Source organism: Streptomyces sp. NPDC026394, assembly GCF_055567735.1.
Map to the genome: position 1 here is coordinate 919,609 of NZ_JBVHPX010000001.1, position 20,503 is coordinate 940,111.

17 protein-coding genes are annotated in these 20,503 nt (G+C 71.0%); 14 read left to right on the forward strand and 3 right to left on the reverse strand.

Annotation, left to right across the window (positions count from 1 at the left end; translation table 11 throughout):
* Positions 1-107 precede the first annotated feature (107 nt).
* The 8 genes from rimP (at position 108) to ACZ4QV_RS03975 (ending at position 8,619) form a co-directional block, all read left to right on the forward strand.
* On the forward strand, positions 108-641 hold the full coding sequence (gene rimP, locus ACZ4QV_RS03940; protein ID WP_361145462.1) for a ribosome maturation factor RimP: 534 nt from the start codon (positions 108-110) through the stop codon (positions 639-641).
* A 2-nt stretch (positions 642-643) separates the two neighbouring features.
* A complete protein-coding gene (gene nusA, locus ACZ4QV_RS03945; protein ID WP_031009511.1) occupies positions 644-1,636 on the forward strand; it encodes a transcription termination factor NusA in 993 nt (330 codons plus the stop codon).
* A 168-nt stretch (positions 1,637-1,804) separates the two neighbouring features.
* On the forward strand, positions 1,805-2,116 hold the full coding sequence (locus tag ACZ4QV_RS03950) for a YlxR family protein (RefSeq protein ID WP_361145459.1): 312 nt from the start codon (positions 1,805-1,807) through the stop codon (positions 2,114-2,116).
* A gap of 148 nt (positions 2,117-2,264) precedes the next feature.
* Positions 2,265-5,378: a translation initiation factor IF-2 gene (gene infB, locus ACZ4QV_RS03955; RefSeq protein ID WP_361145456.1), complete on the forward strand. Its 3,114-nt coding sequence runs from the start codon at positions 2,265-2,267 to the stop codon at positions 5,376-5,378.
* A 131-nt stretch (positions 5,379-5,509) separates the two neighbouring features.
* Entirely contained in the window at positions 5,510-5,806 is a 297-nt protein-coding gene (locus tag ACZ4QV_RS03960; RefSeq protein WP_031009515.1) for a DUF503 domain-containing protein, read from the forward strand.
* Positions 5,807-5,861: 55 nt separating this feature from the next.
* Positions 5,862-6,308: a 30S ribosome-binding factor RbfA gene (rbfA, locus tag ACZ4QV_RS03965; protein ID WP_030024332.1), complete on the forward strand. Its 447-nt coding sequence runs from the start codon at positions 5,862-5,864 to the stop codon at positions 6,306-6,308.
* On the forward strand, positions 6,308-7,291 hold the full coding sequence (truB, locus tag ACZ4QV_RS03970; RefSeq protein ID WP_361145452.1) for a tRNA pseudouridine(55) synthase TruB: 984 nt from the start codon (positions 6,308-6,310) through the stop codon (positions 7,289-7,291). The genes rbfA and truB overlap by 1 nt, the downstream gene beginning before the upstream one ends.
* A 359-nt stretch (positions 7,292-7,650) precedes the next feature.
* Positions 7,651-8,619: a bifunctional riboflavin kinase/FAD synthetase gene (locus ACZ4QV_RS03975; RefSeq protein WP_361145448.1), complete on the forward strand. Its 969-nt coding sequence runs from the start codon at positions 7,651-7,653 to the stop codon at positions 8,617-8,619.
* A gap of 113 nt (positions 8,620-8,732) precedes the next feature.
* On the opposite strand, the gene ACZ4QV_RS03980 is transcribed toward ACZ4QV_RS03975, so the two are convergent.
* The 3 genes from ACZ4QV_RS03980 to eccE form a co-directional block, all read right to left on the reverse strand.
* Positions 8,733-11,726, reverse strand: a complete 2,994-nt coding sequence (locus tag ACZ4QV_RS03980) for an SCO5717 family growth-regulating ATPase (RefSeq protein ID WP_467762535.1) — start codon at positions 11,724-11,726, stop codon at positions 8,733-8,735.
* A gap of 347 nt (positions 11,727-12,073) precedes the next feature.
* Entirely contained in the window at positions 12,074-12,922 is an 849-nt protein-coding gene (locus ACZ4QV_RS03985; RefSeq protein ID WP_361145442.1) for a hypothetical protein, read from the reverse strand.
* Positions 12,922-14,142, reverse strand: a complete 1,221-nt coding sequence (gene eccE / locus ACZ4QV_RS03990) for a type VII secretion protein EccE (protein ID WP_361145439.1) — start codon at positions 14,140-14,142, stop codon at positions 12,922-12,924. Before eccE ends, ACZ4QV_RS03985 begins: the two co-directional genes overlap by 1 nt.
* A gap of 375 nt (positions 14,143-14,517) precedes the next feature.
* Between eccE and ACZ4QV_RS03995 the strand changes: the two genes are divergently transcribed.
* From ACZ4QV_RS03995 to ACZ4QV_RS04020, 6 genes are all read left to right on the forward strand, one after another.
* Positions 14,518-16,146, forward strand: coding sequence for a type VII secretion protein EccB (locus ACZ4QV_RS03995; protein WP_361145437.1), 1,629 nt, complete (start codon positions 14,518-14,520; stop codon positions 16,144-16,146).
* 274 nt (positions 16,147-16,420) lie between these two features.
* Positions 16,421-16,744, forward strand: a complete 324-nt coding sequence (locus tag ACZ4QV_RS04000) for a WXG100 family type VII secretion target (RefSeq protein ID WP_125053955.1) — start codon at positions 16,421-16,423, stop codon at positions 16,742-16,744.
* Between the two features lie 134 nt (positions 16,745-16,878).
* Entirely contained in the window at positions 16,879-17,172 is a 294-nt protein-coding gene (locus ACZ4QV_RS04005) for a WXG100 family type VII secretion target (RefSeq protein ID WP_030024340.1), read from the forward strand.
* 324 nt (positions 17,173-17,496) lie between these two features.
* A complete protein-coding gene (gene mycP / locus ACZ4QV_RS04010) occupies positions 17,497-18,636 on the forward strand; it encodes a type VII secretion-associated serine protease mycosin (RefSeq protein WP_361145433.1) in 1,140 nt (379 codons plus the stop codon).
* Positions 18,636-18,965: a hypothetical protein gene (locus tag ACZ4QV_RS04015; RefSeq protein ID WP_361583731.1), complete on the forward strand. Its 330-nt coding sequence runs from the start codon at positions 18,636-18,638 to the stop codon at positions 18,963-18,965. Before mycP ends, ACZ4QV_RS04015 begins: the two co-directional genes overlap by 1 nt.
* A 2-nt stretch (positions 18,966-18,967) precedes the next feature.
* A complete protein-coding gene (locus ACZ4QV_RS04020) occupies positions 18,968-20,455 on the forward strand; it encodes a hypothetical protein (RefSeq protein WP_467762536.1) in 1,488 nt (495 codons plus the stop codon).
* Positions 20,456-20,503 lie beyond the last annotated feature (48 nt).

A 20,503-nucleotide genomic window follows, 5' to 3' on the forward strand; every position in this document is an offset into this window, starting at 1 on the left:
GTATCCGTGACCGGCCACCGAATCGTCAGTACCCCGCCGGAACAGCTAGGCTTTGACCCGACACGCGACCTTCCCACAACAGCACACGCGGCCGAGGAGTCACCCGGATGAGCACCACCCAGAGCGAGAGGCTGCGCGGACTGCTTGAACCGCTCGTCGCCGCGCGAGACCTGGATCTGGAAGAGATCGAGGTGACACCGGCCGGAAAGCGGCGTGTGCTGAGGATCGTGGTCGACTCCGACGACGGCGTGCAGCTCGACGAGTGTGCCGAGCTGAGCCGCGAGGCGTCGCAGGCGCTCGACGACTCCGACGTGATGGGCGGCGCCCCGTACACGCTGGAGGTCACCTCCCCCGGAGCCGACCGCCCGCTGACCGAGCCGCGGCACTACCGCCGCGCCGTCGGCCGCCTCGTCCGGGCCCAACTCCACGAGGGCGGCGAACTGGTGGCGCGCATCACCGCCATGGACGACGAGGGCCTGGACCTGGAAGTGCCGGGTGTGAAGGGGCGCAAGCCCACCGCCCGCCGGGTCGCCTTCGCCGAGATCGCCAAGGCGCGCGTGGAGATCGAGTTCAACCGCAAGCAGGACCAGGGGCGCGCGGACCGCGCCGAGCAGAACGACGAGAGCCAGGAGGAGGCGTAGCCGTGGACATCGACATGAGTGCCCTGCGGGGTTTGGTACGGGAGAAGGAGATCTCGTTCGACCTGCTGGTCGCGGCCATCGAGTCGGCCCTCCTCATCGCGTACCACCGCACCGAGGGAAGCCGCCGCCACGCGCGGGTGGAGCTGGACCGCAACACCGGACATGTGACGGTGTGGGCCAAGGAGGACCCGGCCGACCTCGAAGAGGGCGCCGAGCCGCGTGAGTTCGACGACACCCCGTCCGGCTTCGGCCGGATCGCGGCGACCACCGCCAAGCAGGTCATCCTCCAGCGGCTGCGGGACGCCGAGGAGGAGATCACCTTCGGCGAGTACGCCGGACGGGAGGGCGACGTCGTGATGGGCGTCGTCCAGCAGGGCCGGGACCCGAAGAACGTCCTGGTCGACATCGGCAAGCTGGAGGCCATCCTGCCGGCGCAGGAGCAGGTCCCCGGCGAGGAGTACGCGCACGGCACCCGGCTGCGCTCGTACGTCGTCCGGGTGGTCAAGGGGGTGCGCGGCCCGTCCGTGACGCTCTCGCGCACCCACCCCAACCTGGTGAAGAAGCTCTTCGCCATGGAGGTGCCGGAGATCGCCGACGGTTCGGTGGAGATCTCCGCCATCGCCCGTGAGGCGGGGCACCGCACCAAGATCGCCGTACGGTCCACCCGCTCCGGGCTGAACGCCAAGGGCGCCTGCATCGGCCCGATGGGCGGCCGGGTGCGCGCGGTCATGGCCGAGCTGCACGGCGAGAAGATCGACATCGTCGACTGGTCGGACGACCCGGCCGAGCTGGTGGCGCACGCCCTGTCGCCCGCCCGGGTCAGCAAGGTCGAGGTCGTCGACCTCGCGGCCCGCTCCGCCCGGGTGACGGTGCCCGACTACCAGCTCTCGCTGGCCATCGGCAAGGAAGGGCAGAACGCCCGGCTCGCCGCCCGGCTCACCGGCTGGCGCATCGACATCCGCCCGGACACCGACCAGGGCGCGGGCCAGGAATGATCCCGAGCCGCCGCCGGACGCGGGTCCTCCCCGCGCCCGGCGACGGCCCGGGACGGACCGGGGTGCGGCCGCAGCCGGAAAATCGGTGGCGGTCCACCGGAATTTTGAGCGACCGTTCGGGCATTACCCCGTAGGGGTGAGGTCGGCGCGGGGAGGTAGACTTAAGCAGTGTCTGGCCGGACGCATGCCCGCGTATGCCCTGAGCGCACCTGTGTGGGGTGCCGGGAGCGAGCGGCCAAGGACGATCTGTTGCGGATCGTGGCGATCGAGGGTGAGTGTGTCCCCGATCCTCGCGGTACGCTGCCCGGCCGGGGTGCTTACCTGCACCGGACCCGGGTCTGTCTCGACCAGGCGGTCCGCCGCCGGGTCTTCCCCCGGGCCTTCCGGGGCCGGGGACCGTTCGACGTGACGGCCTTGCGCCGGTTCGTCGAACGGACGCATGTTGATCAAGCTACACCGGTTGATCAGGCAACACCGTAAGAAAGCACAGCGCACGGAAAACCGTGCGGTCAGGTACCTCGCGAGTCGGAAGTAGGTCGAGATTGCGATGAGCACTCGATGAGTACGCGATGAGTACGCCCATGAAGTAGCGACGGTCCGGTCGACACCCGGACCTAGAAGGAGCGAAGTGGCTAAGGTCCGGGTATACGAACTCGCCAAGGAGTTCGGCGTTGAGAGCAAGGCCGTCATGGCCAAGCTCCAAGAACTTGGTGAATTCGTCCGTTCGGCGTCCTCGACGATCGAGGCGCCGGTTGTTCGAAAGCTGACCGACGCTTTCCAGGCGGGCAACGGCAACGGCCGTTCCGCCGGCAAGCCCGCGGCGCCGCGCAAGAGCGCGCCTGCAAAGCCGTCCGCGCCGTCCCCGGCGCAGGCGGGCCGTCCTGCCGCCCCGAAGCCGGGCGCCCCCAAGCCGGGCCCCGCGGCTCCGGCGCCGGCCGCCCCCGAGGCGCCGGCCGCCCCCGAGGCACCCCAGTCCCAGGCCCCGGCGGCTCCCGCCGAGGCTCCGAAGTCGGCCCCGGCCCCGGGTCCGCGTCCCACGCCGGGCCCCAAGGCCCCGGCGCCCAAGCCCGCTCCGGCCGCCCCCGCGCAGCCCGAGTTCCAGGCCCCGCCGTCGGCTCCGGCTCCCAAGCCGGGCGCCACCCCCGGCCCGCGTCCGGCCCGCCCGCAGCAGGGCGGCCAGGGTGGTCGTGACGGTGGTCAGGGCCGCGGCAACGCGCCCCGTCCCGGCGGCGACCGCCAGGGCGGCGCCCCGCGTCCCGGCGGCAACCGTCCGTCCGGCCCGCGTCCGGGCAACAACCCCTTCACGTCCGGTGGCTCCACCGGCATGGCCCGTCCGCAGGCCCCCCGTCCCGGTGGCGCGCCGCGCCCCGGCGGCCAGGGTGCCCCCGGCGGCCCGCGTCCGCAGGGCGGCGGCCAGGGTGGCCAGGGCGGTCCCCGTCCGCAGGCTCCCGGCGGCAACCGTCCGACCCCGGGCGGCATGCCCCGTCCGCAGGGTGCGGGCCAGGGCGGCCCGCGTCCCGGCGGCGGTAACCGTCCCAACCCCGGCATGATGCCGAAGAGCCCGGCCGCCGGCCCGCGTCCGGGTCCCGGTGGCGGCGGCGGTCGCGGTCCCGGTGGCGCCGGTCGTCCCGGCGGCGGCGGTCGTCCCGGTGGCGGCGGCTTCGCCGGCCGTCCCGGTGGCGGCGGTGGCGGTCGTCCGGGTGGCGGCGGCGGTTTCGCCGGTCGTCCCGGTGGCGGCGGCCCCGGTGGCGGCGGCGGCTTCGGCGGTCGTCCCGGCTTCGGCGGACGTCCGGGCGGTCCCGGTGGCCGTGGTGGCACGCAGGGCGCCTTCGGCCGTCCCGGCGGTCCCGCGCGCCGCGGTCGCAAGTCGAAGCGGCAGAGGCGTCAGGAGTACGAGGCCATGCAGGCCCCGTCGGTGGGCGGCGTCATGCTGCCCCGCGGCAACGGTGCGACGGTCCGCCTGTCGCGCGGTGCCTCGCTGACCGACTTCGCCGAGAAGATCAACGCCAACCCGGCGTCGCTCGTCCAGGTCATGCTGAACCTGGGTGAGATGGTCACCGCGACGCAGTCCGTCTCCGACGAGACGCTGCACCTCCTCGGCGAGGAGATGAACTACGTCGTAGAGATCGTCTCCCCGGAGGAGGAGGACCGCGAGCTCCTGGAGTCGTTCGACATCGACTTCGGCGAGAACGAGGGCGGCGAGGAGATGCTCGTCGCGCGTCCGCCGGTGGTGACCGTCATGGGTCACGTCGACCACGGTAAGACGCGACTGCTGGACGCGATCCGCAAGACGAACGTCATCGCGGGCGAGGCCGGCGGCATCACCCAGCACATCGGTGCCTACCAGGTCGCGACCGAGGTCAACGACGAAGAGCGTCGGATCACCTTCATCGACACCCCGGGTCACGAGGCGTTCACCGCCATGCGTGCCCGTGGTGCCAAGTCGACCGACATCGCGATCCTCGTGGTGGCGGCCAACGACGGTGTGATGCCGCAGACGATCGAGGCCCTGAACCACGCCAAGGCGGCCGACGTGCCGATCGTGGTCGCGGTCAACAAGATCGACGTCGAGGGCGCGGACCCGACCAAGGTGCGCGGCCAGCTCACCGAGTACGGCCTGGTGGCAGAGGAGTACGGCGGCGACACGATGTTCGTCGACATCTCCGCGCGCCAGGGCCTGAACATCGAGGAGCTGCTGGAGGCCGTGGTCCTGACCGCGGACGCCTCGCTCGACCTGCGGGCCAACGCCGAGCAGGACGCGCAGGGCATCGCGATCGAGGCCCACCTCGACCGTGGCCGCGGCGCCGTGGCGACCGTCCTGGTCCAGCGCGGCACGCTGCGCGTCGGTGACACGATGGTGGCCGGCGACGCGTACGGCCGGGTCCGGGCGATGCTCGACGACAAGGGCCAGAACGTGCAGGAAGCGGGTCCCTCGACCCCCGTCCTGGTGCTGGGTCTGACCAACGTCCCGGGTGCCGGCGACAACTTCCTGGTCGTCGACGAGGACCGCACGGCCCGCCAGATCGCCGAGAAGCGCGCCGCCCGTGAGCGCAACGCCGCGTTCGCCAAGCGCACCCGCCGGGTGTCGCTGGAGGACCTGGACAAGGTGCTCAAGGCCGGCGAGGTCCAGCAGCTCAACCTCATCATCAAGGGCGACGCGTCCGGTTCGGTCGAGGCCCTGGAGTCCTCGCTGCTCCAGCTCGACGTCGGCGAAGAGGTCGACATCCGGGTCCTGCACCGCGGCGTCGGTGCGGTCACGGAGTCCGACATCAACCTGGCGTCCGGCTCCGACGCGATCGTGATCGGCTTCAACGTCCGCGCCGAAGGCCGCGCGACGCAGATGGCCGAGCGCGAGGGCGTGGACGTGCGCTACTACTCGGTCATCTACCAGGCGATCGAGGAGATCGAGGCGGCCCTCAAGGGCATGCTCAAGCCGGAGTACGAAGAGGTCGAGCTCGGCACGGCGGAGATCCGCGAGGTCTTCAAGTCGTCCAAGCTGGGCAACATCGCGGGTGTTCTCATCCGTTCCGGCGAGGTCAAGCGCAACACCAAGGCCCGCCTGGTCCGCGACGGCAAGGTCATCGCGGAGAACCTCAACATCGAGGGTCTGCGCCGCTTCAAGGACGACGTCACCGAGATCCGCGAAGGCTTCGAGGGCGGTATCAACCTCGGCAACTTCAACGACATCAAGGTCGACGACGTCATCGCGACGTACGAGATGCGGGAGAAGCCGCGCGGCTGATCGCGTTCTCACCCCCGGGGCCGGTCGGCGGAAGGAAAATTCCGTCGATCGGCCCCGGCCGTTGCCTGTACGGTTCGAACAGTTCGTACATCTGGCATCTAGTGCCCCACGGGTGGCCTTACCCGCACCGCATGTACGTAGGGACGCTGTCCTTCGACCTCCTCCTCGGCGACGTACGGTCGCTGAAGGAGAAGCGCTCCGTCGTCCGCCCGATCGTCGCCGAACTGCACCGCAAGTACGCGGTCAGCGTGGCGGAGGTCGGCGAGCAGGATCTCCACCGCAGAGCCACCATCGGACTCGCGGTGGTGTCCGGGGACACGGGGCACCTCACAGACGTACTGGACCGCTGCGAGCGCCTGGTCGCCGCACGGCCCGAAGTGGAGCTGCTGTCGGTACGGCGGCGGGTCCACGGCGACCATGACGACTGAGCGGGTCGTCGGCGCCACACGCACCATGGTGAAAGACACAGAAGGAGACGGACCAGTGGCCGACAATGCGCGGGCGAAGAAGCTGGCGGACCTCATCCGGGAGGTGGTCGCCCAGAAGCTGCAGCGCGGTATCAAGGACCCGCGGCTCGGCAGCCACGTGACCATCACGGACACCCGGGTCACCGGCGACCTGCGGGAGGCCACGGTCTTCTACACGGTCTACGGCGACGACGAGGAGCGGGCCGGCGCGGCCGCCGGGCTGGAGAGCGCCAAGGGCATCCTGCGTTCCGAGGTCGGCAAGGCGGCGGGCGTGAAGTTCACGCCGACCCTGACCTTCGTCGCGGACGCGCTGCCGGAGACCGCCAAGACGATCGAGGACCTGCTCGACAAGGCACGGGCCTCGGACGCCAAGGTGCGCGAGGCGTCCTCGGGCGCCGCGTACGCGGGCGAGGCCGACCCGTACCGCAAGCCGGGCGACGAGGACGAGGACACCCCGCAGTAATGAAGCGCGAGAACACCGGCGCGAAGCGTGTCGAGCGCACCCGCGCCAAGCAGGGGGCGCCGGACGGCCTGGTCATCGTGGACAAGCCGGCCGGCTTCACCTCGCACGACGTGGTGGCCAAGATGCGCGGCATGGCCCGCACCCGCCGCGTCGGGCACGCCGGCACGCTGGACCCGATGGCGACGGGCGTGCTCGTGCTGGGCATCGAGCGCGCCACGAAGCTGCTCGGGCACCTCGCGCTGACCGAGAAGGAGTACGTCGGCACGATCCGGTTGGGCCAGACGTCGGTCACCGACGACGCGGAGGGCGAGATCACCGCGTCCAAGGCCGCGCACGGCCTGGACCGGGCGGCGATCGACGCGGGCGTGGCGGAGCTGACCGGCGCGATCATGCAGGTGCCGTCCAAGGTCAGCGCCATCAAGATCGACGGCAAGCGGTCCTACGCACGGGTGCGCAAGGGCGAGGACGTGGAGATACCGGCCCGTCCGGTGACCGTCTCCTCCTTCGTCGTCTACTCCGTCGAGGAGGCCGAGGCGGCGGACGGCACGCCCGTCACCGACCTGCTGGTCTCGGTGGAGTGCTCCTCCGGTACGTACATCCGGGCGCTCGCCCGCGACCTGGGGGAGGCCCTCGGCGTCGGCGGTCACCTGACCGCGCTGCGGCGCACCCGGGTGGGCCCGTACAAGCTCGACCGGGCCCGCACGCTGGAGCAGCTCCAGACGGCCGTGGACGACGAGGCGGGCGGCGGTCTGCCGGTCATGCCGATCGGCGAGGCGGCGGCCGCGGCCTTCCCGCGCTGGGACGTCACCCTCGACCAGGCGCGGCTGCTCACCAACGGGGTGCGCATCCCGATGCCGCGGTTCGACGAGGAGGGCGACGGACCGGCACGGCCCGCGGCGGCGTTCGCGCCGGACGGGACGTTCCTGGCGCTGCTGGAGAACCAGGGCGGCCGGGCGAAGAGCCTGGCGGTCTTCGCGGAGTGACGCGGTCCGCGGCTCGGGGCCGAGGCCCGGGGCTGCGGAGCAGGAGGACGGGCGGTGCCGTGCTGACGGCGCCGCCCGTCGCCGTACGTACCCGCCGCGCCCGGCGGCCCTGTGGCTCCGGCGGCCGTCGGGGCGCGGACGGCGGCGGCGTGCTCCGGCGTACGGGTGACACGCGCGGGCCGGTACGGCGGAACACACAACCGGGGGTGCCGCACTCCACAGAAGCGAGGTGACCCTTCCCGCGAAGCGATGCGCGAGGCATGGCAGTCTTAGACCTGCGTAAGGCCGAGGGTGCCCGGATCCGACCGGGTTCTTCCCGGCGCAGTGACGGACGAGAGTTCTGGCGAGGAGCGGGCACAGTGCAGCGCTGGCGTGGCTTGGAGGACATCCCCGAGGGCTGGGGACGCAGCGTCGTCACCATCGGCTCCTACGACGGCGTGCACCGCGGGCACCAGCTGATCATCGGGAAGACGGTGGCGCGCGCCCGGGAGCTGGGTGTACCGGCCGTGGTGGTCACCTTCGACCCGCATCCCAGCGAGGTCGTACGGCCCGGCACCCACCCGCCGCTGCTGGCGCCGCACGAGCGGCGCGCGGAGCTGATGGCGGGCCTCGGTGTGGACGCCGTGCTGATCCTGCCGTTCACCACCGGGTTCTCGAAGCTGGCCCCGGCCGACTTCGTGGTCAAGGTCCTGGTCGACAAGCTGCACGCGCAGCTGGTCGTCGAGGGGCCGAACTTCCGCTTCGGGCACAAGGCCGCGGGCACCGTCGAGACGCTCACCGAGCTGGGCGGCACCTACGACTACGCGGTCGAGGTCGTCGACCTGTTCGAGCGCGGGACGGCGGGCGGCGGCGAGCCGTTCTCCTCGACCCTGACCCGGCGGCTGGTCGCCGAGGGAGACGTCGCGGGCGCGCGGGAGGTCCTGGGGCGGCCGCACCGGGTCGAGGGCGTCGTGGTGCGCGGCGCCCAGCGCGGCCGGGAGCTGGGCTTCCCGACGGCGAACGTGGAGACGCTGCCGCACACCGCCATCCCGGCGGACGGGGTGTACGCGGGCTGGCTGCACGCGGACGGCGAGAAGATGCCGGCGGCGATCTCGGTCGGCACCAACCCGCAGTTCGACGGCACCGCGCGGACCGTCGAGGCCCACGCCATCGACCGCGTCGGCCTGGAACTGTACGGCCTGCACGTCGCGGTGGACTTCTACGCGTACCTGCGCGGCATGGAGAAGTTCGAGACGCTCGACGGGCTGCTGGAGCGGATGGCGGTCGACGTGAAGGAGACACGCGAGCTGATCGGGGCGGCCGAGGCCGAGGATCAGGCCGGGAGCTGACGGCGGATCACGAGGGCCCGCTCGCGGGCCCCGCGACAACGGGACAGGGCCCGGCACTCTTCCGAGTGCCGGGCCCTGTCGTGTGCCGTGGTGCTCCTGCGCGCGCCGTGGTGCTACTGCGGCGGGGGCTGCTGCGTCCACCCCGGCTGGAGGCCGGGCTGTCCGGGCGCCTGCGGGGCGTCCGGGGGCTGCTGCCAGCCCTGGGGCGGCTGCCCCTGCTGCTGGGGCTGCTGGGTCCAGCCGCCCTGTTGCGGCGGGTACCCGGCGGGCTGCTGGCCCGGGGCCTCCTGGCCCGGCTGCTGCGGGTACGCCTGCTGGCCGTACTGCTGCTGCCCGTACTGCTGCTGGGCGTTCGGGTCGCCCGGCTGCATCTGCTGCTGGGCGGGGTCCTGCCAAGCGCCCTGCGCCTGCTGGGTCCGGGAGAAGTCCTCGGCCACCAGCGCGGACAGGTTGAAGTACGCCTCGCGGGTCTTGGGCCGCATCATGTCCAGGTCGACCTCGGCACCGGCGGCCAGATGCTCGTCGAACGGGACCACGACCACACCGCGGCACCGCGTCTCGAAGTGCGACACGATGTCGTCGATCTTGATCATCTTGCCGGTCTCGCGGACCCCGGAGATCACCGTGATACCGCGCTGCACGAGGTCGGCGTAGCCGTGCGCGGACAGCCAGTCCAGCGTGGTGCTGGCGCTGGACGCACCGTCCACCGACGGCGTGGAGATGATGATCAACTGGTCGGCGAGGTCCAGCACACCGCGCATCGCGCTGTAGAGCAGGCCCGTGCCCGAGTCGGTGAGGATGATCGGGTACTGCTTGCCGAGCACGTCGATCGCGCGCCGGTAGTCGTCGTCGTTGAACGTCGTCGAGACGGCCGGGTCCACGTCGTTGGCGAGGATCTCCAGACCGGACGGCGCCTGCGAGGTGAACCGGCGGATGTCCATGTAGCTGTGCAGCTGCGGAATCGCCTGCACCAGGTCACGGATGGTGGCGCCGGTCTCGCGGCGCACCCGGCGGCCGAGCGTGCCGGCGTCCGGGTTCGCGTCGATCGCCAGGATCTTGTCCTGCCGCTCGGAGGCGAGCGTGGCACCCAGCGCGGTCGTCGTCGTGGTCTTGCCGACGCCGCCCTTGAGGCTGATGACCGCGATCCGGTAGCAGGACATCACCGGCGTACGGATCAGCTCCAGCTTGCGCTGACGCTCCTGCTCCTCCTTCTTCGCACCCAGCTTGAAACGTGAGGGCTGCGCGTTCGCGCCCGGCTTCTTCTTCTTGGGCTGGTTGCGGAGCAGCCGGTCGGAGGTCAGCTCGACGGCGGCGCTGTAGCCCAGGGGCGCGCCGGGGGCGGCCCGCTGCTGTTGCTGCTGCTGACCCGGCTGCGAGTACTGCGCGTAGTTGGCGGCGGCGTTCGGGTCGGCGCCTTGGACCGGGGTGGGGGCCTGCGGCTGCTGCGGGGCCTGCGGCTGCGCCTGCGGGGGCTGTTGAGCCTGCGGGTGCTGCGGCTGCTGGAGCTGGGGCTGCGGCGGGACCTGCTGCTGGCCGTACCCGGGGTACTGCTGCTGTTGCTGCGCGGGTGCGGCCTGCTGCGGGTAGCCCTGGGGGGCCTGCGGGTAGCCGTAGCCACCCTGCTGCTGCGGATAGCCGTAAGCGGCCTGTTGCTGCGCTTGCTGCTGGGCCTGCTGCGGCGTCTGCTGCTGAGGCTGGGCCTGCTGCGGATACCCGTAACCGCCCTGCGCCGCAGCGGCGTTGGGGTCGACCGGTGCCTGCTGCGGGGTCGGGGCGCCCTGCTGGGGATGCTGGTGCGGATACCCGTAAGCGGGCTGCGGGTAGCCGTAAGCGGCCTGCGGCTGGGCCTGCGGAGGAGCCGGCTGCTGGGGGTGGGCCTGCTGAGCCTGCTGGGGGTACTGCTGCGGATAGCCGGACTGCTGAGGGTACGGCTGCTGCTGCGGCTGCTGCTGTGCGTACGGCGGCTGCTGATCGGGCTGAGCCTGGGGCTGCGCCTGCTGCTGGTACGGCTGTTGAGCCTGAGCTTGCGCCTGCGCCTGGGCCGTCTGCGGATCCGCAGGCTGGTACTCAGGAGGCAGCGGCGGGAGGTTCGCAGGCGCACCTGCCTGCTGCCCGGCGGCAGCGCCCCAAGGCGCGCCCTGCGGGGGAGTGCCGTGCTGCTGCGGTACCTGCTGCTGCATCTGCTGCGGTGCTGCCTGCTGCTGAGGCGGCAGCTCCTGCGGAATCTGCTGCTGGGGCAACTCCTGGGGAGCGCCCTGCTGCGGAGCTTCCTGCACCGTGGCCTGCTGCGGAGCTTCCTGCTGGACTGCCTCCGGCTGCTGCTGCACGGGCGGTTGCGGCGCCGCGACGGGCGCTTCGGCCTCCGGGGCGGGCTGCGCCGGGGGAGCGGGGGCGGGGGCCTCGGCCGTGGCGGGGTCGCCGGGCCGGTCCGCTTCGTCGGCCCGCTGCTCGTCGGCGGCCGGTTCGGCCTCCACCGGGGCGGGCGCGGGGACCGGTTCGGGCTCCGGGTCGTCGCCCCACAGGGACGCCGACGGGTCGACACCGCTGCCGGCGCGTACGGTCCCGGACGCGGACGCCGCTGCCGTCGCGTCGGACTCCGCTGCCTCGGCGGGCGGTTCCGGCGCGGTCTCGGCCACGGGCGCGGGAGGCGGCACGGGAGCCGTCGGCTCCGGTGCGGGCGGCGCGGGCGTGACGGAGGCCGGGGCGGGGGCGACGGGCGCCGGTGCGACCGGCGGCGCGGTGGGCGCGGGCGCCGGAGCGGCGTCGGGAGCGCCCGCGTCGGGACGGAGCGTCGGGAACCCGGGAGGGGCGGCAGGCGGCATCGCCTCGCTCTGCGGGGCACCGTGGGCGGGAGCGGCCTGCGGACCGGTCCGGCCGGGGCCCGGCTGGGCCGGCCCGCTCGGCGGCGCACCGGTGGGCGGTGTGGAGGACGTGGCGGCGGGAGGTGTGGCCGGTGCGGCCGCGGCCGTACCGCCGCCGCTGGTGTCGTTGCTGGCGTACCAGGCCGGAGCCGCAAAATCGATCTTGAATTCACCCGTCAGATCGAACTCGGACTGGTCGTCGTCAGGATCGTTCCCGTCCGGACGGAAAGCCTCCTGCTCCCTCACTGTGCCTCCTGGTGTACTGCAACGCACCTGAACGGCAGGACCGGATACAGGCGGATCGATCGGATGTAGCGGACGTCGGACCACACCACCCCGGGTAGCGCCAACACTAACTGTCTCCATCCCCGTATCGGCAGCCGTCGGTGTGCTCCTGCGGCTCACGACACAGCCTAATCAACAGTCGGCCACGAACGGCAGTCGACGGCGTCTCGTCTTGGCACCCGGCGGCGCACCCGTGGGCGCGCCCGTGACCGCACCCGCGCGGGCCCGCGCCCCCCCCGAGAGGTGTCCGCGAAGGCCCGCGCCGTACGTGACGCGCTGTGCGTACCGCGCCCGTACGTACCGTTCCGTCAGTCCATGCGCCGCGCGCCGCCGAGCAGATTCGTCTCCGCGTCGGTCGGCTGCGTCATCACGAACTGGTGGCTGTCGCGCGTGCACCAGAGCATCGCGTTGTCGCTGAGCGTCGGCAGCACGCCGCCGATCTGCGCCGGGAGCCGCATGATGCGCGTCACGACCTCGGCCTCCTCCGGCGACAGCCGCTGCAGGCAGACCAGGTCGGCGCGGGCCAGTAGCTGGGGCGACCGCGGGCCCAGGAAGGGCAGCACGGTCAGCGTGGTCTGCCAGGGGCCGGGCGCCAGCTGGTTGCGCGGGGGCCGCGCGCCCATGTCCCGTACGACCAGGACCGGGCTGGAGACCGACGGGCCCTGCGGCGCGATCTGCCGTACGTCGTGCACCGATACGCACTGCTGGCCGCCGCCCGCTGCCTGCGCCATCTGCGCCCAGGCCGGCGGCCGCGCGGTCTCGACCGCGACCCGCGCGCCGGTGGCGACCGTACGCAGCGACAGCACCTGCGCCAGCCACATGCTGCCCACCAGCACCACTTCGAGCGGGCTGGGCCGCAGCAGGTTCACCACCGCGGGCTGGTTCTGCGGGTCGATACCGATGACGACACCGTCCTCGGCGACCGGCAGCGTCAGCGAGCCGAGCGACTCCGGCGTCAGGACGTGCGGGCTGCGCCGCGGGCCCTTCAGGCCGAAGCCCGGCTGCGGGCGCGGCCCGGTGGACGCCGACTGCCGCTCGTCGGGCCGGGGCTCGTGCGAGAGCCGCCGCCCGCCGCCCGCGGGCGCGCCGCCGATGGGGGGATTGCGCCAGCCGTCGCTGCTCGGAGTGGCGCGGGGCTGGTAGGTGGGCGTCGCCATCAGCGGGTACCTCCGAGGGGGAGCGTGGCCAGAAGGCCGGGGAGCTGCTCACGGTCCAGCCGTACGAGCCCGACCTTCGCGGAGCCGGAACGACGCTCCAACTCGCCCTGCGCGGCGGTCAGTTCGTTCTCGCTGCGGGTCGAGAGGCGGACGTAGCCGGAGATGGCGGGCGCCCGGCCGCTGCCGTGCGCGGCGGTCAGCGAGAAGGTGCTGGCCATGGCCGGGGTGCTGCTCAGCAGCTGTACGACGTCCGCGAGCGGTGTGCCGCCCTGGCCCAGTTGGGGCCAGCGGCCGATCCAGTACGTGGTGTGCCAGCGGTCGTCGCAGCGCATCGCGCGGACCGTCTCCTGGGTGCGGCGCGCGGCACGGCCGTCGCGGCCCATCGCGCCGTTCGCGGCCCGCGGGCTGACGCACACCGCGGTGCCCACCGCGGCGACCACCTCGCGCTCGGCGAGCACCTTGGCCCGTACACCGTGCGCGGAGAGGCGGCTGACGAGCTGGTCGGCGGCGCGCAGCAGCGACCGCTTCGCGCCGTCGAGGCCGCCGCCGCGCGCCTCGATGGCCTCCGCGCACAGCTCCGGGTCCAGCTTCAGCGCGATCCAGGTGAGCTGGAGGGCGGGTGTCTTCGTCTGCGCCTGGAGCGGCGCGTAGGAGCGGGCGGCGACGGCCTGTTCGGGCAGGTGCGGGGCCGGGGCCGGTTGGGTGTACTGGACGAACTGCACCGATTCGAGGTGGATGTCCTCCACGTCCAGCGCGGTGTGCAGCACGTCCATCGGCAGCTGACGGCCGCCGCTCGCCGGACGCAGCGGCTCGTCGCGGCCCTCCAACTGGACGATGGCGGTCAGGAACGTGCCGTCCCCGACGAAGCCGATCGCCCGCTGGTCGGAGTCGGTGTACTCGTACGTCCGCAGCGCCGGGTCGCACTCCACCAGCGGCGCGAAGGCCGGGTCGACGCCGCCGGAGCCCGCGGCCGAACCGCTCCGCTTGGCCCGGCGCTTCATCGCGCGCACCGTCGTGATCCACTCCGGCAGCGGGATGCGCCGGCGCCGGCCGAGGGCGAAGACGACGAGTACGGCCGCCAGCACCGCCGCGACGGTCAGGGCCACGGGGTGGATCGCCCATCCCACCAGTACCAGCGCCGCGGCGATTTCGATGATCGCGAGCTGTTGGACACGGACGCCGCCGATGCTTCCGGCCTGTGCGCGCAGCCGGGGTGCCACCGGTCCGGCCGGCCGGTCCGCGGTTCCGCGGTCTTGATTTCCTCCATTGCCCGGAGCTATACCGTTTTGGCCCGCATTTCCCGCGTAATGCGGCGCAACGGAAGGCTGTTGCTGTTGCTGCCGCCCATTGCGGCGTCGAGCCCTGGTGGCGCTGGACATCCCCCGGCCTGCTCCTCTACTGGTGGTGTGGCTCCGAGCATTGTGCCTCTGAGCGGTATGTCTTCCCGGCCTCAGTACCGTCGTCGAGACTGGTGCACCGGAAGGTGGCACCCGTACCGTACGGGTCGATCGACACACGGCATAGTAGAGGGCGCTGCGGCCCGAGTGCCGGGGGCGGTCCACGGTGGATCCGACAGGCGGGGAGAGAAAGCAACAATGGCATCACGTCGGGACGAGCTGAATGCGTATTCGTTCGCTCGAAAGCGGACGACTGCGGCATTTCTGAAGCCGCTGCCGAACGGCTCGATCGAGAGCGCGCCGCGGCCGCTCAAGGCGGTGCTCCCGAGCATCCTGCTCGGCCTGGTGGTGACCGTGGGCTTCGGCGCCTGTGGCATCCTCAAGCCGGTCGCCCCGAAGGGCTGGGACACGCCGGCGCAAAACGTCATCGTCGGCGACAAGTCCACCACCCGCTATGTCGTACTGAACAGCAAGGGCGAAAACGGCAGCAATCAGAAACTTCTCCACCCGATCCTCAACCTGGCCTCCGCCAAACTCCTTCTCGACCCGAAGAAGTTTCAGGTCGTAAAGGTGAAGGAAGAGGAACTCGACGGAAAGATTCCGCACGGCCCGGCCATCGGAATCCCGTACGCCCCCGACCGGCTGCCCACCGACAAGGAGGCCGGCACCCCCAAGGTGTGGGCGGTCTGCGACCGTCCCGGCAGCGGCGAGAACAGCAAGTCCCAGCAGGCCGTGTTCGTCCTCGGCGGCAAGGACAAGGCCAAGGTGCTCGACCACGGCAAGCTGGACCTGCACCAGGCGCTGTACGTCCAGGACCCGGACGGCGAGAAGTACCTGGTCGACGAGAACGGCGTGGCCTTCAGATTCGACGCCCTCGGCGGCAAGGCCCCCTCGCCGGCCGTCAAGGAGCAGCAGGACGACAAGCTGCGCCAGGTCATCTTCGGTGACGCGCAGCCGCAGCAGGTGACCTCCGAATGGATGAACACCCTCATCAAGAGTCAGATGCCGCTCACCATGCCCCGGGTGGAGAAGGCGGGCACCCGGGCGGCCGTCGAGGGCGTACCGAGCAACTACAGCGTCATCGGCAACGTCCTGCAGGCCGGTGACAGCCAGAAGTACGTGGTGACCGCCGACGGCCTGGAGAAGGTCACGAATTTCCAGGCCAAGCTGCTGCTGGAGGGGCCGAACGCGACCGCCGTCAAGAAGGGCGGCGAAAAGATGGACGTCATCAAGGTGTCCACCGACAGCATCACCCCCAAGCGTGACGACAAGGACCAGGTCGTCCAGTTCATGGGCAACTTCCCCGGCACGGCCCTGTGGCCCTCCGAGGCTGTCAGCATGGCCAACGCCGCCGCGACGCGGCGCAGCTCCGGCATCGGCGACTCCGGCAAGGGCGCGAGCGTGGCCTGCAGCGTCTACCACGGCACCAGCACGGAGTACGCGAACGGCGCGGGCAAGGCGCTCGGCTTCAGCGGCGCCGTGCCGAAGATGACCACCTGGGTCGGCAAGGACTACCCGGCCACCATCGCCTCCGGTTCGGCCTCCTACGTGACGCCCGGCAGCGGCCTGCTGTACCAGCAGGTGACGGGGAATGCCAAGGAGGGCACGCTCTTCCTGGTGACCGACACCGGTCTGCGGTATTCGGTGCCGCGCAGCAACGACAGCGCCACCAAGGCGGGCAATGCGGAGAAGGCGCGCGATCAGGCGCAGATCCACCTCGGATACGAGAGCGTACGCCCGCCGACGGTGGACAAGGCGTGGTCGCAGCTGCTGTCGGAAGGGCCGCAGCTGGATGTCGAGAGCGCCAAGAAGCCACAGAGCTCCTGACCTCCTGACCCGCACTGTTCCTTCACATCCGAAGGAGCTGCTCCACCTTCCCGCTTGACCGAAACAAAGGCATCTGTCCGTTTCCATCGAATTGGCATTCGCGATCGGCCAGTTGCCTTTGTTGTGATCCCGTCACAACCGCCCACCCGCTGTTGGGAACAGGCGTATGGAGTGGTTAAAGTGGCGGAAGGCGTCAACAGAAGATGCCGACCGGGGGCTCACTTCACGTCAGTCCCCCGGCACGACGTACGAGTCTCATGGGGGACGTTGACTTATGGCTGGTCAGCAGTTCACAACCACTGAGGAGGAGATGGTCGCATTCAGCGGCCGTATCTCCTCCGTCAACCAGTCGATCCAGGGCGAGATCACTCGCCTGAACGGGGTCGTCGAGGGCATCACGTCCGGGTGGAAGGGCGCTGCCGCCACCTCGTACCACCAGCTGCAGACCCAGGTGAATGACGACGCCAAGCGCCTGAACCAGCTGCTGAACGAGATCAAGGAAGCGATCGACTCGACCACGAAGAACTACGTGGCCTCGGAAGAGGAGCAGGCTCAGACGATGTCCCACGTCTCCGCGCAGGCTTCGCCCTTCGGATGACGGGACCGCGCCGCACTCCGCGGCGCGCCCACTTCGCCGCAGCACACACCGGCCCACCGCCCCGGCGGACCGTGGGCCGGCCGGTCTGCTGCGGCATGTGAATCGATCTCAGCTCAACTCCCCGAGGAGACTTCATGTCCGGCCAGATCCTCGTCAATTTCGCGACGATCTCCCAGGCCGCCTCCGACGTGCGCGGAACGGCCAACAACATCCGTACCCAGCTCGACGACCTCGAGTCGGGTGTCAAGAAGATCGCCGCCAGCTGGGAAGGTGCCGCGCAGGAGGGCTACCAGGCCCGTCAGCGCGAGTGGGACCAGCGCGCGGCTTCCCTGCACTCGACCTTGGAAGCCATCGCCAAGGCCCTGGACCAGGCCGCTCAGAACTACCAGAGCACCGAGTCCAAGAACGCCAGCATCTGGGGCGGCTGATCCGTCCCCGTCCATCGCGACGGGAACGGACACGGCACAACGGCTGAGCAGCCACGAAGGCTCGCACAGTGGTGAATGAGGGCGGGCGCGCTGCACCAGTGCGCTCGCCCTCACGCAGTCCACCCGCTTCCTCCACCGCCTCCCCGGTTCCTCCCCCTCACCTTCCCGAATCCGCCACACACGGAGAGCAGACACCTCGTGGGATCTCGCGCCAATGGTCACCGGGCCGGCCACCGCCGACGCGCGGCGGTAGCACTGGCCGGTGCGGCCTCGGCCGTCGCCCTGTCCTGCGCGACGGCAGCGCCGGCGTTCGCGGACCCGAACGTGCCCCTGAACAGTGGCCAGTGCACGTTCGGCACCGACGACATCAAAGAGACCCCGTGGTCGCTGCAGCGCCTGCTCACCCGGCAGATGTGGGCCTACGGAGAAGGTACGGGCGTCAAGGTCGCCGTGATCGACACCGGCGTCGACTCCGGCAACGAGCAGCTGCGCGGCGCGATCAGCGGCGGCAAGAGCTACGTCGAGAAGGGCAAGCCCACCGAGGACCAGGTCGGCCACGGCACCAAGGTCGCCGGCATCATCGCCGCCCGTACGAAGGCCGGCTCCGGCTTCTACGGCCTCGCTCCCAAGGCGACCATCATCCCCTTCCAGCAGACGGACAAGGAAAAGGGCGGTACGGCCGCGAGTCTCGCCAAGGCGATAGACGACGCGGTCGCCGCGGGCGCCGACATCATCAACATCTCCCAGGGCACCAACGCGAACCCCGCGCTCCTCAGCGGCCTGCACGCCGCGGTGACCCGGGCCGAGGCCAAGGACGTCCTGATCGTCGCCTCGGCGGGCAACGGCGGCGCGAGCGGCGCCGAGCAGAGCATGTACCCGGCCGCCTTCGAGAACTCCAACGTGCTGGCCGTCGCCGCCTCCGACCGCAACAACGAGCGCGCCCCCTTCTCCCAGGCAGGCGCCTTCGTCGACATCGCCGCCCCCGGCGTGGACATGGTCTCCACCGTCCCCAACGGCGGCAACTGCGTCGACCAGGGCACCAGCTTCGCCGCTCCGTACGCCGCCGGCGCCGCGGCCCTCCTGATCGGCCGCAACAAGGCCGAGCACCAGCAGTGGAAGCCGCGCGAGATCATCTGGCACCTGGAGAAGACCGCCGAACGCGTCCGCAAGGATCGCGACCACAACATCGGCTGGGGCGTCGTCGACCCCGTAGCGGCCCTCAACGACAAGACCAAGCCGACCGGCGAACCCCGGCCGGACACCGACTCCGGCCGCGCCGACAACGGCGCCGACATCCAGGCGGCCGCCCTGACCATCGGCGAATCCACCGAGGAACGACAGGCCCGCATCGCCCTCTACATCATCGGCGGCGGCGCTCTGGCCGTCGCCACGGTCGTCGGCACCTCGATCGCCCTGCGCGACTGGCGCCGCAAGAACACCTTGAACACACGGGGAGGACATTAATGGGCAGCAGCGACGAGTACTACGTCGATCTCGAAGCGCTGGACACCGTCGGGCGCAAGCTCAACGGAGTGCTCAGGGCCATGACGGAGGCCAAGAGCAAGGCGGGACACAGCACGTTCCTTCCGGCCGGGACGCTGGGGACCGGCTTTCGGGAGGAGGAGGAGCTCCGGCGGGCGCACGATGAGATGAAGGCGTTCATGGACGATCAAATCCTCAAAAAGCTCGCTGATCTCGTCGATGACCTGAGCCAGAAGACGGCAAAGACGAAGGACGCCTACCACGACCGCGAGTACGACGTTCACAACGCGCTGAACCCCGGGGGTAAGTAACCATGTCGGAAAGCAATGGGGGAGTCACCACCGACAAGGGGTGCTTCTACGCGAAGCACGAGACCAAGTTCTACGAGCGCGACATGGACGAGCTCAAGGCCATGGTGGCGCACGCCAACCCCGGCAAGGTCAAAGAAATCGCCGTCAACTGGAAGTGGATCCACGACACTCTCGTGGGCGAAGACGGACGAGGCGGCCTGCGGAAGGAGTTCGACGACGCCGTCAAGGAAGTCCTCGAACACTGGGGCGGTAAGGCCGCCGAGGGATTCCGGCAGCGCGCGAACACGATCAGCCAGAACATCGGCAACTCGGCGCCGTACGCGTCCAACATGCACCACGTCATGGAAGGCGTCGGACACACGCTGGAGGAGTACAAGAAGAAGATCGACGCGATGGAGAAGCCCTCCGGTACGGAGAGCAACCTCGACGCCGCGGGCAACTACGCACTCAAAGTGGTGACCTTCGGTTCGAAGGGTGGACGCGACGACTCGAAGGCGATCCACGAACTCCAGCAGGGCAAGGACACCACGGACGTCCTCAACGGCAACTCGGGAGAGCTGTCGGAGGGCAAGGAGCGTCAGCTTCAGACTGCGGTCATGATGGAGTACTTGGGGTCGGCGTATCGGTCGAACGCGGCAGCGATGGGGAAGCCGCAGGGCCGTGGTGTCGGGGACAACGAGGTACCGGCGCCGGGTGACACGCCCCCTCCTCCGCCTTTTGTCCCGCTGCCCGATGGGGTGGTCAACCGGCCCAAGCCGTCCACGCCGAAGGGATCTCTCCCTTCCTCCAAGGGGCCGGGATATACCTCGCCCGGTGATCTGGAAGCTCCGCGTCAGCGCGGCATTTCCGGCGGGGTCGGGAGCACGACTCCGCCCAAGACATCGACCCTTCCGCATGTGGGGACCGGCCTCAACAGTCTCCCCGGAGGCGGCTCCGGTGGCGGAGGCCTCAACGGTGGCGGTGCCGGTGGCCTCAACGGGGGCGGGGGCCTGAGCGGCGTCGGTGGCGGCGGCGGTCACTTGAGTGGCGGCGGCCCCGGAGCGACGGGCATTCCGGGTGGCGGCATGCCCGGTGGCACGGTGGCCGGCCGGTCGGGTACGGGCGGCGGCGGTGCCGCTGGTGCCGGATCCCGCAGCGGACGTGCCGGCGCACCCGGCATGGGAGGCGCGGCAGGCGCGGGCGGCGGAGCCAAGGGAGCCGTAGCCGGACGCGGAGGGGCGCTGGCCCGGCAGAAGGGCGGCGTCGTCGGAGGTACCGGTGGCAAGGCCGGCGCCGGCGGGCAGGGCGGCTCGGGCCTGCACCGTAGCCGTGGTGGTACGCAGTCCGGCGCAGGCGGCGGTCGTCGCCCGATGGGCATGGCCGGAATGCCGGGCGCACACGGCGCCAAGGGCAAGGAGAACGGCCCGAACGGCGAGCGCCCCGACTACCTTGTGGAAGATGAGGAGACCTGGACGCCCGAGCGTAATGTGGCGCCCAAGGTCATCGAGTAGGGCCGATCTGGCCCAGTAGCCGGCGGAACCAAGACGGGGCCCGCAGTC

Coding starts and splice junctions, on each gene's coding strand:
- ACZ4QV_RS04000 (WP_125053955.1), top strand. CDS start 16,421: ATGGCTGGTCAGCAGTTCACAACCACTGAGGAGGAGATGGTCGCATTC.
- truB (WP_361145452.1), top strand. CDS start 6,308: ATGAAGCGCGAGAACACCGGCGCGAAGCGTGTCGAGCGCACCCGCGCC.
- ACZ4QV_RS04020 (WP_467762536.1), top strand. CDS start 18,968: ATGTCGGAAAGCAATGGGGGAGTCACCACCGACAAGGGGTGCTTCTAC.
- ACZ4QV_RS04005 (WP_030024340.1), top strand. CDS start 16,879: ATGTCCGGCCAGATCCTCGTCAATTTCGCGACGATCTCCCAGGCCGCC.
- rimP (WP_361145462.1), top strand. CDS start 108: ATGAGCACCACCCAGAGCGAGAGGCTGCGCGGACTGCTTGAACCGCTC.
- ACZ4QV_RS03960 (WP_031009515.1), top strand. CDS start 5,510: ATGTACGTAGGGACGCTGTCCTTCGACCTCCTCCTCGGCGACGTACGG.
- ACZ4QV_RS04015 (WP_361583731.1), top strand. CDS start 18,636: ATGGGCAGCAGCGACGAGTACTACGTCGATCTCGAAGCGCTGGACACC.
- ACZ4QV_RS03985 (WP_361145442.1), bottom strand. CDS start 12,922: ATGGCGACGCCCACCTACCAGCCCCGCGCCACTCCGAGCAGCGACGGC.
- ACZ4QV_RS03995 (WP_361145437.1), top strand. CDS start 14,518: ATGGCATCACGTCGGGACGAGCTGAATGCGTATTCGTTCGCTCGAAAG.